Origin of the sequence: Mesorhizobium sp. M4B.F.Ca.ET.143.01.1.1, assembly GCF_004792275.1 — a bacterium.
Classification (GTDB): domain Bacteria; phylum Pseudomonadota; class Alphaproteobacteria; order Rhizobiales; family Rhizobiaceae; genus Mesorhizobium; species Mesorhizobium abyssinicae.
On sequence record NZ_SRSR01000336.1, the window covers coordinates 1 to 288 of the forward strand.

General features: G+C 67.7%; 1 protein-coding gene. It reads left to right on the top strand.

The features are described from left to right. Positions 1-288, top strand: a 288-nt coding sequence (locus EN786_RS37235) for an EAL domain-containing protein (RefSeq protein WP_135910210.1), incomplete at both ends; no start/stop codon positions are given.

The window sequence follows — 288 nt, forward strand, 5'->3', positions numbered from 1 at the left end:
GCTTTACGAAGCCAAGAAGAACGGCCGGGGCCGGCACCAGGTCTTCGCCGGCGACATGGACGACCTGCTCTTGCGCAAGCGCACAGTCGAGACCGAGCTTCGCAAGGCTCTCGACGGCGGCTCCGGCATCAGGCTCGCCTACCAGCCGGTGTTCGCGGCGAACGGCAAGACGATCCTCGGCGCGGAGGCGCTGATCCGCTGGGGGCATGACGTGCATGGCGCATTGCCGGCGGCGCAATTCATCGCCATCGCCGAAGAGCGCGGCATGATCGGCCAACTCGGCGCGTG